Annotated in this window: 16 protein-coding genes; 5 read left to right on the forward strand and 11 right to left on the reverse strand. The window is 58.1% G+C overall.

Annotation, left to right across the window (positions count from 1 at the left end; genetic code table 11):
* Position 1: 1 nt before the first annotated feature.
* Genes E6W33_RS00910 through E6W33_RS00930 form a run of 5 tightly spaced genes read right to left on the reverse strand, consistent with a single transcriptional unit; the run spans position 2 to position 4,203 of the window.
* Positions 2-259, reverse strand: coding sequence for a YfhL family 4Fe-4S dicluster ferredoxin (locus tag E6W33_RS00910; RefSeq protein ID WP_136413297.1), 258 nt, complete (start codon positions 257-259; stop codon positions 2-4).
* Positions 260-301: 42 nt separating this feature from the next.
* Positions 302-790, reverse strand: coding sequence for a pantetheine-phosphate adenylyltransferase (coaD, locus tag E6W33_RS00915; protein WP_136413299.1), 489 nt, complete (start codon positions 788-790; stop codon positions 302-304).
* Between the two features lie 42 nt (positions 791-832).
* On the reverse strand, positions 833-1,492 hold the full coding sequence (rsmD, locus tag E6W33_RS00920) for a 16S rRNA (guanine(966)-N(2))-methyltransferase RsmD (RefSeq protein WP_136413301.1): 660 nt from the start codon (positions 1,490-1,492) through the stop codon (positions 833-835).
* 3 nt (positions 1,493-1,495) lie between these two features.
* A complete protein-coding gene (locus E6W33_RS00925; protein ID WP_136413303.1) occupies positions 1,496-2,821 on the reverse strand; it encodes a pitrilysin family protein in 1,326 nt (441 codons plus the stop codon).
* Between the two features lie 11 nt (positions 2,822-2,832).
* Complete coding sequence (locus E6W33_RS00930) at positions 2,833-4,203, reverse strand: pitrilysin family protein (protein WP_136413305.1); 1,371 nt, start codon at positions 4,201-4,203, stop codon at positions 2,833-2,835.
* Positions 4,204-4,341: 138 nt separating this feature from the next.
* Between E6W33_RS00930 and ftsY the strand changes: the two genes are divergently transcribed.
* The 4 genes from ftsY (at position 4,342) to rpoH (ending at position 8,254) form a co-directional block, all read left to right on the forward strand.
* Positions 4,342-5,538: a signal recognition particle-docking protein FtsY gene (ftsY, locus tag E6W33_RS00935; protein WP_136413307.1), complete on the forward strand. Its 1,197-nt coding sequence runs from the start codon at positions 4,342-4,344 to the stop codon at positions 5,536-5,538.
* A gap of 1 nt (position 5,539) precedes the next feature.
* Positions 5,540-6,220 carry an ATP-binding cassette domain-containing protein gene (locus E6W33_RS00940; protein WP_136413309.1) on the forward strand — a complete coding sequence of 227 codons (681 nt, stop codon included), beginning with the start codon at positions 5,540-5,542 and terminating at the stop codon, positions 6,218-6,220.
* A complete protein-coding gene (locus E6W33_RS00945; RefSeq protein WP_211097202.1) occupies positions 6,217-7,143 on the forward strand; it encodes a permease-like cell division protein FtsX in 927 nt (308 codons plus the stop codon). Before E6W33_RS00940 ends, E6W33_RS00945 begins: the two co-directional genes overlap by 4 nt.
* Before the next feature lie 220 nt (positions 7,144-7,363).
* Positions 7,364-8,254, forward strand: a complete 891-nt coding sequence (rpoH, locus tag E6W33_RS00950; RefSeq protein WP_136413311.1) for an RNA polymerase sigma factor RpoH — start codon at positions 7,364-7,366, stop codon at positions 8,252-8,254.
* 69 nt (positions 8,255-8,323) lie between these two features.
* Here rpoH and E6W33_RS00955 read toward each other — a convergent pair whose 3' ends face one another.
* The 5 genes from E6W33_RS00955 to E6W33_RS00975 form a co-directional block, all read right to left on the reverse strand.
* Positions 8,324-8,857: an SCO family protein gene (locus E6W33_RS00955; protein ID WP_247869477.1), complete on the reverse strand. Its 534-nt coding sequence runs from the start codon at positions 8,855-8,857 to the stop codon at positions 8,324-8,326.
* Positions 8,858-8,956: 99 nt separating this feature from the next.
* Positions 8,957-9,841: a heme o synthase gene (gene cyoE / locus E6W33_RS00960; protein WP_136413315.1), complete on the reverse strand. Its 885-nt coding sequence runs from the start codon at positions 9,839-9,841 to the stop codon at positions 8,957-8,959.
* A gap of 9 nt (positions 9,842-9,850) precedes the next feature.
* A complete protein-coding gene (locus E6W33_RS00965; protein WP_136413317.1) occupies positions 9,851-10,963 on the reverse strand; it encodes a COX15/CtaA family protein in 1,113 nt (370 codons plus the stop codon).
* A 6-nt stretch (positions 10,964-10,969) separates the two neighbouring features.
* The gene (locus tag E6W33_RS00970; protein WP_136413319.1) at positions 10,970-11,560 is read right to left on the reverse strand and encodes a cytochrome C oxidase subunit I; all 591 of its coding nucleotides are present in this window, start codon (positions 11,558-11,560) and stop codon (positions 10,970-10,972) included.
* Positions 11,547-12,260, reverse strand: a complete 714-nt coding sequence (locus tag E6W33_RS00975) for an SURF1 family protein (protein ID WP_136413321.1) — start codon at positions 12,258-12,260, stop codon at positions 11,547-11,549. The genes E6W33_RS00970 and E6W33_RS00975 overlap by 14 nt, the downstream gene beginning before the upstream one ends.
* A gap of 71 nt (positions 12,261-12,331) precedes the next feature.
* Between E6W33_RS00975 and E6W33_RS00980 the strand changes: the two genes are divergently transcribed.
* Positions 12,332-12,532, forward strand: coding sequence for a twin transmembrane helix small protein (locus E6W33_RS00980; protein WP_136413323.1), 201 nt, complete (start codon positions 12,332-12,334; stop codon positions 12,530-12,532).
* Positions 12,533-12,599: 67 nt separating this feature from the next.
* Here E6W33_RS00980 and E6W33_RS00985 read toward each other — a convergent pair whose 3' ends face one another.
* Positions 12,600-13,466: a cytochrome c oxidase subunit 3 gene (locus E6W33_RS00985; protein WP_136413325.1), complete on the reverse strand. Its 867-nt coding sequence runs from the start codon at positions 13,464-13,466 to the stop codon at positions 12,600-12,602.
* Between the last annotated feature and the right edge of the window lie 7 nt (positions 13,467-13,473).

A 13,473-nucleotide genomic window follows, 5' to 3' on the forward strand; every position in this document is an offset into this window, starting at 1 on the left:
CCTATGCCTTCAATGCCTCTTGCAGGCGTTCATATTTTGCCTGCAATTCTTCCTTCGTCTCGCGCCACGCCGGATTGAACGGAATACAGTCGACCGGACAGACCTGCTGGCATTGCGGCTCACTGTAATGACCGACACATTCGGTGCACTTGTTCGGGTCGATCTCGTAAATCTCCGGCCCCATGGAAATTGCGTCGTTCGGGCACTCGGGCTCGCATACGTCGCAATTGATGCAATCGTCCGTGATCATTAAAGCCATAACTACCTCTGCTACGTAAACCCGTGAAACTGAAATGGGTTCTTACTGATCGCCCGCCGCGATCTTGTCCTTCAGCCATTTCTCGACCGAAGGGAATACAAATTTGGAAACATCGCCGCCCAGTGTGGCGATCTCCCGTACGATAGTACCGGAAATAAACTGGTATTGATCGGACGGAGTGAGAAACAGTGTTTCAACATCAGGCAGCAAATAACGATTCATGCCCGCCATCTGGAACTCGTACTCAAAGTCCGACACTGCGCGCAAGCCGCGGACAATCACGCGCGCGTCATGTGCGCGGACGAAATCCTTCAGCAGGCCGGAAAAACTCTCCACCTGCACATTCGGATAGTGTCCAAGCACCTCGTTGGCGATCAGCAAACGCTCTTCCAGCGAGAAGAACGGCCTCTTGTTCTTGCTGTCGGCGACGCCGACGACCAATTTATCGAACAAGCCCGATGCACGGCGGACCAAATCCTCATGACCGCGGGTGAGTGGATCGAACGTTCCTGGGTAAACTGCTGTGACCATCGTGGCTCCCTGACCAATGGTGAACAAATTCCGGAACGGGCATTATGCCTCAAAATCAGTCGAGATTTTGCGCTGCAACAGATGATAAAACACCATTCCGGCCTTGTCGGCCCGAATTACTTCCCAGCCTTCGAGCCACGCCTGCGGCTTTTCCGGGTCAAGCGGCATCTCCGCTTCAGCATATACCAAGCCGCCAGGTGCCAGCAGACGCACACACAAGGGCAGCATTTTTGACAACCAGTCGAGGTGGTACGGCGGATCGAGAAAGATGATGTGAAAACGCATGCCGTCATCTCCGGCACTGGCCGCCAGCCGCGTCGCCACCGATAACGCGTCGCCGCGAAGAATGCGCACTTGTTCAGCATTCAGTTTATCCCGGTTCGCCTCCAATTGCCGGATCGCGCCGGCATTGTCCTCCACCAGAACGATCCTTGCCGCACCTCTGCTTGCCGCCTCAAAACCGAGCGCGCCGGTTCCAGCAAACAGATCGAGGCAGTGGACATCTTGCCAATTACCGTCGAGCAAATGATTCAGCCAGTTGAACACCGTTTCCCGCACGCGGTCGGGGGTCGGGCGCAGTCCCTCAGCCTCCAGCACGCGGAGCGGAGTGCGCTTCCATTGGCCACCGATAATCCGGACCTGGCGCGCGGGGCGTCCCGGACGCGCCGACGACCCGGCCTTTGATTGACGCATCTTTTGCATGGACTACTTCGCGACGCCGACCACCACGGTCGACATCTTGTCGAGCGCGATCTTGCGCTGGAAGGCTGCCTTGATATCGTCGATCGTGACTTTTCCAACCTTGTCGGTCCAGGTGTCGAGATAGTCGAGCGGAAGCTTGTAAAAACCGATCGCGGCGATGTTGTCGAGAATCTTCTTGTTGTTATCGATGCGCAGTGCGAAGCCGCCGATGAGGTTGTCCTTGGCCGCCTGCAATTCCTGTGACGTCGGTCCATCGCGAAGGAAGGCAGCAATCGTATCGCGCACTACCTTGAGCGCCTCGTCGGCCTGTCCCTTTTGCGTTTGCAGGCCCGCCTCGAACGGCCCCGGTTGTGCCAGCGGATTGAAATAGCTATACACGCTGTAGGACAAGCCGCGCTTTTCGCGCACTTCACGCGTCAGCCGCGAAACGAAACCACCGCCGCCAAGCGTGTAATTGCCGACCATGAGCGGAAAGTAATCCACGTCGCCGCGCGCAATCGCGGGCATGCCGGTGAAGATGTGCGCTTGCGATGCGGGATGCGGAATCCGTTCTTCCCTGGCGGGCGCGATTTGTACCGGCGGCAAGGCTGGCAGAGGGGCGCCTTGCGGCAGGCGTACCGTCAACTGCTGCGCGAGCTTGTCGGCTTCGGCGCGCGTGACGTCGCCGATCATTGCAATCACGGCTTGATTGGCGACATAGTGCGTCGTATGGAATGCCACCAGATCATCGCGGGTAATCGCCTCGACCGACTCGACCGTTTCATGCTCCGCATACGGATGGGTGCCATACAGCAGCTTCCAGAATGCCTTGCTGGCGATCGACTCCGGCTTGGTTTCGTCTTCCTTGATCGAAGCAATCATGCGCGCCTTGTCGCGCGCCAAAAAGTTCTCCGGAAAACTCGGGTGCGCAAGAACGCGTGCCAGCAACGCGACTGCCGCATCCCTCTCGGCGGCACTCGACAGCATACGCAAGCTGGCACCGGCGCGATCCGAGCCAGCACCTCCTCCGCGCTGGGCAGCGATATCCGCGAAGGCATCCGAGATCTGCGCTTCGGTCATCGCCGGTTCCGCCACTGGCGTGGACGCCTCATGCACACCGCGCGCCAGCATCGCATTGGTCAGTGCCGCCATGCCGGACTTGCCCTGCGGGTCGCGGCGCGAGCCGGCGTCGAATTCAACGCTCACGTCCAGGATCGGAATCGAATGATTTTCGACGAACAGGACCTTGGCCCCATTAGCGAGCGTCCATGACTGGATGTGCAGCGCTGCGTGCGCGGGCGCAACCCCGATCAGGGTCCATGCAAAGATAAAAAGAATTCGCTTCATCATGATCGTCTCATTTAGTGCCGCAAACCTTTAGGCGGTGCCGACGGTTTTTTCTCGGACAGGGGCAATGGAATCAGGGTGGCTACAGTCAGTGCATCGTCGCCGAAATATTTCCGCGCCACCGCCTGCACCTGCTCGGCAGTGACTTCCTTCAGCTTCTCGATGATACGGTCGATCTTTGTGTGCGAAATGCCCGCCATTTCCATCGTCCCGATTTCCATCGCCTGCCCGAAAATCGAATCGCGTTTGTAGATCTGGCCTGCGATCAGCTGCGCTTTGACGCGCTTGAGCTCGTCTTCGGAAACCCCTTCCTTCGCGATGCGTTCCACTTCTGCGCGCAGCAGCTTTTCGAGTTGTTCAGTGCTTGTGCCGTTGGCCGGCGTGCCGTCCAGCAGGAACAATACCGGTCCGCGTCCGATGTTCGAATAGCCCGCGCCCACCGAATTGGCAACCTTGTCGGTTCGCACCAGCTTCGCATTCAGCCGCGCGTTGTCGTAGCCGTCGAGGATGGCCGACAGAACGTCGAGGGCGTGCGATTCATTGTCCTTTTCAACGTCCTTCAAGCGTGGCACCTTGAACGCCAGTACGACATAGGGATTTTCTGCCGGCGCCTTGACCGTCACCCGCCTGATGCCATGCTGTTCCGGCTCGTCCTGCGGCTTGGTGACAGGCACGTCCTTGCGCGGGATCTTGCCGTAATACTTTTCCGCCAGCGCGTACACGCGTTTGGGATCGACGTCGCCGGCCACCACCATGACGGCATTGTTTGGCGCATACCAGCGTTCGTACCAGGACTTTGCATCCTTGACGGTCATGCTCTGCAAGTCGCTCATCCAGCCCGCAACCGGATGATGGTACGGATGCGCTTCAAATGCGGCAGCGTTCAATGCCTCGTAGACCGAAGGTATCGGCTGGTCCTCGGTGCGCCAGCGGCGCTCTTCCATCACAACGCGGATTTCCCGCGAAAATTCGTCCTTGTCGAAAACCAGGTTGGCCATGCGGTCGGCTTCCAGCGCCATGACCTTCTCCAGCTTGGACTTCTCGACCTGCTGGAAATAAGCGGTGTAATCCTTGCTGGTGAACGCATTCTCTCGTCCACCCAAGGCGGCGACGCGCTTGCTGAACTCACCCGGCCCAAGTGCCTTGGTGCCTTTGAACATCATGTGCTCCAGCGCGTGGGCGACACCAGTAGTGCCGTTGGTCTCATCCATCGCGCCGGTCTTGTACCAGACCATCTGGACGGCGGTCGGGGCGCGATGATCCTCCTTGACGATAACTTTCATGCCGTTCTTCAACATGAATTCCCTTGCAAGTTCAGCATGTGCGGCAGCAGGCAGGGAGCTCATCAGCCATGCCGACAGCAATACAGCGATCCGGAATTTCATAATCTCCGCTCTGATAAAATAGTGGACTTGTTTGGTGCGAAAGCGTTTTCGCATGCACGCCTTGCAAAATGAGGTTCCGATTGTATCTTCTTTCTGCGACGCCCAAGCGTCCCGGACTGCCTTTCTGCTCAGCTCCCCATGTTTAGTTTCTTCAAGAAAAAACCGAAAGACACGCCTGCGGCTCCGCAAGAGGCCGCGCCACAGCCGAGCGCACAGGAGGCTCCGGTAGCACCGGTAATCGAGCCTTCCGCGCCGCCCCCTGCGGAACAGAAGCAGTCCTGGCTAAACCTGTTCAAGAAGGAATCGCCGACGATTCCGGCTCCGCCCGTCACGCCTGAACCACTTCCAGCTCCACCGACTGCCGCTGAACCCTTGGCGACGCCGGTGGTGGAACCCGAAGGAGAAATCGTTCCGCCGCCTCCGCCGCCAGCGGAACAAAAGCGCTCCTGGATGCAGCGCCTGAAGGCCGGTTTGTCCAAGACGTCGTCGAACCTGACGACGCTGTTCGTCGGCGCGAAGATTGACGACGACCTCTACGAAGAGCTCGAGTCCGCGCTGCTGGTGTCGGACGCCGGCGTGGAAGCAACCCAGTTCATCCTCGATGCATTGAAAAAGAAGGTCAAGGCCGAGAAGCTGACCGAAGCCGAGCAAGTCAAAGCCGCCCTGCGCACCGTGCTGCTCGAGATACTGAGCCCGTTGCAAAAACCCTTCGTCCTCGGACGCCATCAACCGTTGGTGATGATGATTGCCGGCGTCAATGGCGCCGGCAAGACGACGACCATCGGCAAGCTCGCCAAGCATCTGCAAGCCCACCATCAATCCGTGCTGCTTGCCGCAGGCGATACCTTTCGCGCGGCTGCACGTGAGCAGTTGACAATCTGGGGGGAGCGCAACAATGTCACCGTCATTGCGCAGGAATCCGGTGATCCGGCCGCGGTCGCCTTCGACGCCGTGCAATCGGCGAAAGCACGCAACCTGAACGTCGTGATGGTCGATACGGCCGGTCGGCTACCGACGCAGTTGCACTTGATGGAAGAGCTGAAAAAAGTGAAGCGCGTCATTGGCAAAGGCATGGAAGGCGCGCCGCATGAAATCCTGCTGGTCATCGACGGCAACACCGGTCAGAATGCGCTCGCGCAGGTAAAAGCCTTCGACGATGCTTTACAATTGACAGGCATTGTCGTGACAAAACTCGATGGCACGGCAAAGGGCGGCGTACTCGCAGCCATTGCGAAGACGCGACCGGTGCCGGTGTACTTCATTGGCGTGGGTGAGAAGATTGAAGACCTGCAGCCGTTCAATGCAGAGGAATTCGTCGATGCCCTACTGAGCTGACATGATCGAATTCCGTCACGTATCCAAGCAGTACACGCGCAATACCGCCGCGCTGACCGACATTACGCTTTCAATCAACAAGGGCGAGCTGGTCTTTCTGTCCGGCCCCTCCGGCGCCGGGAAGTCGACCCTGCTGAAAATGATCGCGGTTATCGAGCGACCGAGTTCCGGCACCGTGTCGGTCAATGGCCAGGACGTCGGCCGCCTCAACGCCTCCGGCCTGCCCTACCTGCGCCGCAACCTCGGCCTGATCTTCCAGCAACAATGCTTGCTGAACGACCGCAGCGTCCTTTCCAACGTGATGCTGCCGCTGCTCGTTGCAGGCAGCACGAAAGCAGATGCCGAAAAACGTGCGCGCGCCGCGCTCGACAAAGTCGGTTTGCTCGACAAGGGGGCGTTCGACCCGCTCGCGCTTTCCGGCGGCGAGCAGCAGCGGGTTGCAATCGCACGCGCCATCGTCAACCGTCCGCAGATCATCCTTGCCGACGAGCCGACCGCCAATCTCGACCGCGCAAGCGCCAATAAGGTGATGGACGCACTCAAGGCATTTCATGACGTCGGCGTCACCTGCCTGATTTCGACGCACGACGAAGCCATTCTCGGCGACGCGCAGCGCATCGTCTATCTGCAGCAAGGGCGTCTTGTCGATGCGGAACTCGCTATGAACGAAGGGGCCGCATGATGAACTGGCTGAGATTGCATGCTTTTGCCTTCGCCGATGCGTTCAAGCACCTCGTCCGGACGCCCGGCAGCTTCGCGCTGAACGTGCTGGTGGTCAGCATCGCGCTGGCGCTTCCATTCGCTGGGTTCACCGTACTCGAAAACGTTCGCCCGGTATCGGAGCAACTCGCCGTCGAGCCGGAAATCAGCGTCTTCATGGCGATGGAGACCCCACGTGAGCGAGCGACCGCACTCGGGCCGCAGATCCGCAATATCGTGCTGGAGTCCGGAAACAAGGCCAGACTCGAATTCATCCCGCGTGAAAAGGCGTTATCCTTGCTCAAGGACAAGAGCGGCTTATCCGACGCAATCACGGCCTTGGGCGAGAATCCGCTCCCGGATGGCTATGTCCTGAAACTCGCCGGGGTTCAAAGCGCCCGCGATGCCGCTCGCGTCGAAGGCCTGGCGGTGCAATTGAAAGCGTTGCCCGGGGTCGAATACGTCCAGATCGATTCGGCGTGGGTGAAGCGTCTCGCCGCCCTGATGCAAGTCTTTCGCCTCGCGTTGCTGTTTCTTGCATCGACCCTTGGCGTAGTTGTGGTGGCCGTCGTGTTTAATACCATTCGCCTGCAAGTCATGACGCAGCGCGAGGAAATCGCCGTGTGCCGGTTGTTCGGCGCCACCGACGGCTTTATCTGCCGCCCGTTTTACTATACCGGCGCGCTGCTCGGGCTGGTGGCTGGCGGGGGCGCGCTCGGACTGGTTGCGCTGGCACTCCCGCCTTTTAACAATGCCTTGGCCGAATTTGCCCGCCTCTACGCGTCCGAATTCCGGCTGTCGCCTTTAAGCCCGGTGACGTCCATTGCCCTGTTGACAGCCAGCGCAGGTCTCGGCTTGGTCGGAGCCTTGCTTTCAGTCAAAAGACACTTGGCCCGCATGAATTGACGCCGCCGAATAAGTTTCGAACACCGCTTTGAGCCTTCGCAACTTTTTGCGCTTCCATTACTCTAAGCTAGGAATTACCAATTAATTTCCATAAATTAATAGATACTTCCTATAAGGCCAGTTGAAATAGCTGATTAGCACTCAAGGCAATAGAGTGCTAATATATTTCTGTAAGCGGATTTGATTCCAATCGGTCTCAGCTAGGAGGCAAGGAGAAAGAATGAAAGCACAGTCTGCATTGGTTCCTGTAGGCAATCATGCCTTGACGCTCGGTTTTTCGGGCAATCTAGGCAACATCGAGGCGTATATCTCGGCGGTCAATCGCATCCCCATGCTGACGCATGAGGAAGAGAGTTCGCTCGCCCATCGCTTGCGCGACGAGAACGATCTCGGTGCGGCGCAAAAGCTGGTCATGTCGCACCTGCGGCTGGTGGTATCGATTGCGCGCGGTTACCTTGGCTATGGACTGCCCCATGCCGACCTGATTCAGGAGGGCAATATCGGCCTGATGAAAGCCGTCAAGCGCTTCGACCCCGATCAGGGCGTGCGTCTGGTTTCCTACGCGATGCACTGGATCAAGGCCGAAATACACGAGTACATCCTGAAGAACTGGCGTTTGGTCAAAGTTGCGACCACGAAGGCGCAGCGCAAGCTGTTCTTCAACCTGCGCAGCCACAAGGAAAGCCTCGACGCGATGACGCCGGCGCAAGTCGACGACCTTGCGAAGACGCTTAACGTCAAGCGCGAAGAAGTGATCGAAATGGAAACTCGCATGTCCGGTCACGATATCGCGCTCGATGCGCCGAGCGATGACGAAGACGACAAGTTTGCCCCGATTGCGTACCTGTCTTCCGATGCTACCGAGCCGACCAAAGCACTGGAGGCGAAGCAGTACGATCGCCTGCAGTCCGAAGGTCTGGAACAGGCACTCGGGGCGCTTGACCCACGTTCGCGACGCATCGTCGAAGCGCGCTGGCTGTCGAATGATGATGGCTCCGGTTCCACGCTGCATGAACTCGCGGACGAATTCGGTGTCTCGGCAGAGCGCATTCGCCAGATCGAGAGCGCGGCATTGAAGAAGATGAAGGGCGCGCTGGCAGCTTACGCATAGGCCGGTGATTGCCGATAAAAAAGGCGCTCAATGTTGAGCGCCTTTTTCTTTTTCCGGCAACGAAACAACTCAGGACAGCAGCAGTTTCAAATCATGCACGATAGGCTCCGGCCCTTGTCCATGCCGGATGAACAGACGGATCCGCCCCTGGGGGTCGAATACATAGCTTCCGGCCGTATGGTCCATCGTGTAACTACCCGGCTCCTTGCCCGGCACCTTTTGATAAAACACCCGGAATTCCTTCGCGACCTTTTCGGTCGATGCCTTGTCCCCGACCAAGCCGAGGAAGCGCGGATCGAAAGCGGGAACATATTTCGCCAGTAATTCCGGCGTATCACGTTCCGGATCGACAGTAATGAACAAGACCTGCACCTTGTCTGCAAGCGGCCCGAGTTGCTGCATGACGTTCGCCATTTCCGACATGGTTGTCGGGCAGACGTCCGGGCATTGCGTGTAGCCGAAGAATACGACCACTGCCTTGCCCTTGAAATCCGCAAGAGTACGCATCTTCCCCGTATAGTCCGGCAGCGCAAAATCCTTTGCGTAGTCGAGCCCGGTTACATCAGTGTTTTTGAACACCGTTTTCGCTGGCGACAGAATCATCGGCGTACCCTCACCCGGCCTGTCACAAGCGGCGAGCGACAATACAGCAAGGACAAAGGCGACGGATGAAACGCGGACTGCAGATAGAAAACGCATGATTCAGAATAGGAGGTAGTGATCGACAAGCAGTGCGGCAAACAGCAGCGACAGATAGACGATCGAGTAAGCAAAAGTCTTGCGCGCGACGAGATCCGTGTAATGCCGGTAGATCTGCCATGCATGCCAGAGAAAAACCGCACCGAGCAGCGCGGCGCTCGCCAGATAGATCAGACCGCTCATATGCACGGCATACGGCAGCATTGTGGTGGCGACCAGTGCGATAGTGTAGAGCCAGATATGGAATTGGGTGAACTGCAAGCCGTGGGTCACCGGCAGCATCGGCAGTCCCGATTTAGCGTAGTCATCGCGACGATAGAGCGCAAGTGCCCAGAAATGCGGAGGCGTCCAGACGAAAATGATCAAAACCAGGATCCATGCCTGCATCGGAACGTCATTTGCAATGGCTGCCCAGCCCAGAGCGGGCGGCATCGCGCCGGACAGGCCGCCGATCACGATATTCTGTGGCGTCGCCGGCTTGAGGAGCATCGTATAGATCACCGCATAACCGACAAAGGTGGCAAAGGTCAGCCACATGGTGAGCGGATTGACGAAGTTGAACAGCACCCACATGCCGATACCGCCGATCACGCCGGAAAATACCAAGGTCTGCGCGGCGCTGATTTCGCCGCGCGCGATCGGGCGGCGCGCAGTGCGCGCCATGCGGGAATCGATTTCTCGCTCGACCAGGCAATTGACTGCAAATGCCGCACCGGCAAGCAGCCAGATACCGATAGTGCCCGCGACGACGATTCGCCAGTCGGGAAGATCGGGTGTTGCCAGGAACATGCCAATCACTGCGCAGAATACGGCGAGCTGCGTCACGCGCGGCTTGGTCAGCGCCCAGTACTGCGCGATGCGGTTTGGTTGGACAGTCAGAGTGTTCACAATCGCTCCTCAGGCGGCCGAAAACCGCGTTGCAGCTCGATCTGAAGCGGCTTGCGCCGGGATTCGAGCCTGGAAGTTTAACATGGTCAGCATCAGAGCCAGGAACGCGGCGCCACCGTTATGCACGACCGCCAACGCCAGAGGCCAGTTCAGGAAAATCGTGGACATGCCGGTAGCGAATTGCACCAGCACCGCAATCAACAGCCAGCGTCCGGTCTTCTGCAAACCATCGATCTTCATGGCTCTTGTCGCCAGCCACGCAAGGTAGACCACGACAAGGAAGGCGAAAGCACGATGCGTCCAATGGATCGCCGTCAAGGCAGGGAAAGGCAGGAATTCACCGGTGCTGGTCTTGCCCAGGTCCCGCCACAATGCAAACCCGTTGTTAAAATCCATCTCCGGCAATAGCGTGCCCTGGCACAGAGGGAAGTCTGCACATGCCAACGCAGCATAATTGGTGCTCACCCAACCACCAAGCGCGATCTGCACGACCAGCAGCACCATCGCCAGGGCTGCCGGGGTACGCAGGTTCAACGCCGCCTCCGAAACCGGGGACCGCTCGTTCTGACGCGTGCCCAGCCATGACAGGAGCGCCAGCAACATCATGCCGAGTAGCAGATGCGTGGTCACGATGACCGGTTGCAATTTCATGGTGACGGTCCACGCGCCAAACGCACCTTGCAGGCAAACGAATCCAAGCAGGCCAGTCGGCAACCAAGGCGAAAATCGCGTGTCCTGGCGTTTCGACTTCAGCCACATGCGCCAGGCGATGACCATGGCCGAAACGATCAACACACCGACACCCATTGCAACATAGCGATGAATCATCTCGATCCATGCCTTCATCGCGGTCACCGGCCCAGTCGGCATGGCCGCTTCGGCCGCACTGATGCTCGCGTGCGCCTGGAATGGGTTGGCGTGGCCATAACACCCCGGCCAATCGGGGCAGCCGAGGCCGGAGTCTGTCAGACGGGTGAAAGCGCCGAACATGATGAGATCGAAGGTGAGAAACGCCGTCACCCAAACCAGTTTCCGGTATTTGTTGCTATCGCTGGAAACCCAGACGATAGTCAGCGGCAACAGCGCCGCCAGCATACCCATGACCGCAAGTTGTATCAGCATAAGGTCTTATCCTATGCGGGATGCCTTGAGCAGCCTCGCGAGGTCTTTCTTGATCTTGTTGGGATCAGCGTCCTTGGGAAACCGCATCATCAGATTTCCCAGCGGATCTATCATATAGATATGGTCCGCAGGCGTTGTGCCAGACTCGGCCGGCAGCCACGATTTTAACGCCTCCGACTTGACCCGCAGCATGTGGGTGCCGTCGTACTCGCGAATGAGCAGCGTTTCGAGCGGTTTTTCGTCGGTGATCAGCCAGAGGCGCTCGACGCGATCCATGTCCTTGCCCTGCGCCAGGCGCAGTTGGCGCATGTCATAGAGTTTCTTCTGGCAGGACGCATCGCATTCCGAATCCGCAACCTGCAGCATTAACCATTTACCCTTGTAGGCGTCCAGCCCAGCCGGTTTGCCGTCGAGCGTGCTTGCTCCGAGCGCAGGAACCGGGTGGGCACGCGGATCGATCAGCGTTCCATAGTTGGTGCGTCCTTGCGGCTTGATAACGTAATAGGTCAAATAGGATGCAATCAGCGGCGCTACACACACTGCAATGATCGCAAAAAGCTTCCAGCGTCCCGCGTTTTGTTGCTTATTCTCTTCCACGTCGAAATCCCGTCACGACAAAAAATATGAGCGCCATGGCCGCCAATGCATACCACTGAAATGCGTATCCGCGGTGCTTTTCCACGCCGAGCGAAGGCCGTGGCCAGTCGCGAATCAATCCGTCCCCAGTATCAGTCACTTGCTCGATGATAAATGCTTGCAACGCTAATCCGGAAGCTTGCGCGTACTCCGGAATACTCACGTTCTGAATGATCGCGTTCGGATGAAGCCGCTCGGGAGTACCGAGCTGGAGCACATGGCCGGGGTTGCGCACTGCGATGCCCTGCAATTCCACCATTCCGACGGGCGTTGCTATCGGCGGCAGTTTAGCCCGATCGGACGGATTGCGCTTGACCCAGCCGCGCGCAACCAGGACGTGCATTCCCGAGCCGGCGATTCTCAAGGGAGTCAGGACGTAAAACCCGGCTGCGCCCTCATAAGGCCGGTTGTCCAAGTAAACGGTCCAATCGCGCAGGAACTCCCCTTTTACGACAAGCCTGCGGTACTCCAGCTCTTCGGGATTCAATGGCACAGTACCGATGGAAACCGGCGGTGCCGCGCCGCGCTCAAGCAGCCTTGCCTCGATCGCTTCCTTTTCCTGCGCACGCCGGGTCTGCCACTGCCCCAACGCAATACCAAGCGCGGCGGCAAGAACGGCGGCGACGAATGGAATCCAGCGGAAGCGGAATTTGATTGGCATTACAATATCTCTTTACTCATTCCCGCCAATTGTCACTGGCGATCGCATCCTGTTCCCTGCCCCGTGCCCTCATGAAAATCCTTGTCGCCATTGCCTTCATTCTGATCCTCGCCAGTCTCGGCTCCGCCCTCGTCTTCCTGATGCGCGACAAAGGCAAGAGCAATCGCACGGTGCAGGCGCTTGCGTTTCGCGTTGGCTTCTCTATTGCGCTGTTTGTCCTGATACTTATCGCTTACAGCCAAGGCTGGATCCAGCCGACCGGAATTCGATAACATATCGGTAACACATCAGTAAAAAAGCCGCACCGAAGTGCGGCTTTTTTATGCCTTCGGTTCCGGCTTACAACCAGTAGACGACAACGTACAGACCGAGCCACACCACGTCAACGAAGTGCCAATACCAGGCAGCGCCTTCGAATGCAAAGTGGTGATCAGGCGTAAAGTGGCCTTTCATCAGGCGAACCAGCACCACCGCCAGCATGATGGCGCCCATCGTCACGTGGAAACCGTGAAAACCGGTCAGCATGAAGAACGTGGAGCCGTAAATGCCGGAGGTAAGCTTGAGGTTCAGCTCATGATAGGCATGCATGTATTCGTAGGCCTGCAAGCTCATGAACACGGCACCGAGCACGATCGTCGCAAACAGCCAGAATGCGGTCTTGCCGCGCTCGCCGGCTCGCAGTGCGTGATGCGCGATGGTCAGCGTGACACCCGAAGTCAGCAGCAATGCGGTATTAATCGTCGGAATCGGGAACGGACCCATCTTGCTGAAGGGCTCGACGGTGCCACCCGGAGTATTTCCCCATTGCGCAGTGAAATCGGGCCACAGAATCTTGTGATCGATATCGGCAAGCCAAGGCATGGTGATGCTTCGCGCGTAAAACAGCGCGCCGAAGAAGCTGGCGAAGAACATCACTTCAGAGAAGATGAACCAGCTCATGCTCCAGCGATAGGAAACGTCGATGCGGTTACTGTACAAGCCTCCTTCGGATTCCTTGATCGCATCGCCGAACCAGTTGTACAGCACCACGATCAGGGCCAGGATGCCGGCGATATTTGCATAGGGTCCCCAGCCGTAGCCGTTCACCCATGCCGATGCGCCGAGCATCGTCAATAGCAGTGATGCTCCTGCCAGCACCGGCCATCTGGACGGTCCGGGTACGAAGTAATAAGGCGCATTACCGTGCTGATGAGCATTCATCTCCATCTCCCAA

The sequence above is a fragment of the Herbaspirillum sp. ST 5-3 genome (assembly GCF_004804275.1).
GTDB lineage: Bacteria > Pseudomonadota > Gammaproteobacteria > Burkholderiales > Burkholderiaceae_D > Noviherbaspirillum.

Bases quoted from the DNA above. Each gene is read 5' to 3' on its own strand.
- rsmD (WP_136413301.1), bottom strand. From the start codon at position 1,492: ATGCAAAAGATGCGTCAATCAAAGGCCGGGTCGTCGGCGCGTCCGGGA.
- E6W33_RS00985 (WP_136413325.1), bottom strand. From the start codon at position 13,466: ATGGAGATGAATGCTCATCAGCACGGTAATGCGCCTTATTACTTCGTA.
- E6W33_RS00980 (WP_136413323.1), top strand. From the start codon at position 12,332: ATGAAAATCCTTGTCGCCATTGCCTTCATTCTGATCCTCGCCAGTCTC.
- E6W33_RS00965 (WP_136413317.1), bottom strand. From the start codon at position 10,963: ATGCTGATACAACTTGCGGTCATGGGTATGCTGGCGGCGCTGTTGCCG.
- E6W33_RS00945 (WP_211097202.1), top strand. From the start codon at position 6,217: ATGATGAACTGGCTGAGATTGCATGCTTTTGCCTTCGCCGATGCGTTC.
- rpoH (WP_136413311.1), top strand. From the start codon at position 7,364: ATGAAAGCACAGTCTGCATTGGTTCCTGTAGGCAATCATGCCTTGACG.
- E6W33_RS00910 (WP_136413297.1), bottom strand. From the start codon at position 259: ATGGCTTTAATGATCACGGACGATTGCATCAATTGCGACGTATGCGAG.
- coaD (WP_136413299.1), bottom strand. From the start codon at position 790: ATGGTCACAGCAGTTTACCCAGGAACGTTCGATCCACTCACCCGCGGT.
- E6W33_RS00930 (WP_136413305.1), bottom strand. From the start codon at position 4,203: ATGAAATTCCGGATCGCTGTATTGCTGTCGGCATGGCTGATGAGCTCC.
- E6W33_RS00925 (WP_136413303.1), bottom strand. From the start codon at position 2,821: ATGATGAAGCGAATTCTTTTTATCTTTGCATGGACCCTGATCGGGGTT.
- E6W33_RS00975 (WP_136413321.1), bottom strand. From the start codon at position 12,260: ATGCCAATCAAATTCCGCTTCCGCTGGATTCCATTCGTCGCCGCCGTT.
- E6W33_RS00940 (WP_136413309.1), top strand. From the start codon at position 5,540: ATGATCGAATTCCGTCACGTATCCAAGCAGTACACGCGCAATACCGCC.
- E6W33_RS00955 (WP_247869477.1), bottom strand. From the start codon at position 8,857: ATGATTCTGTCGCCAGCGAAAACGGTGTTCAAAAACACTGATGTAACC.
- ftsY (WP_136413307.1), top strand. From the start codon at position 4,342: ATGTTTAGTTTCTTCAAGAAAAAACCGAAAGACACGCCTGCGGCTCCG.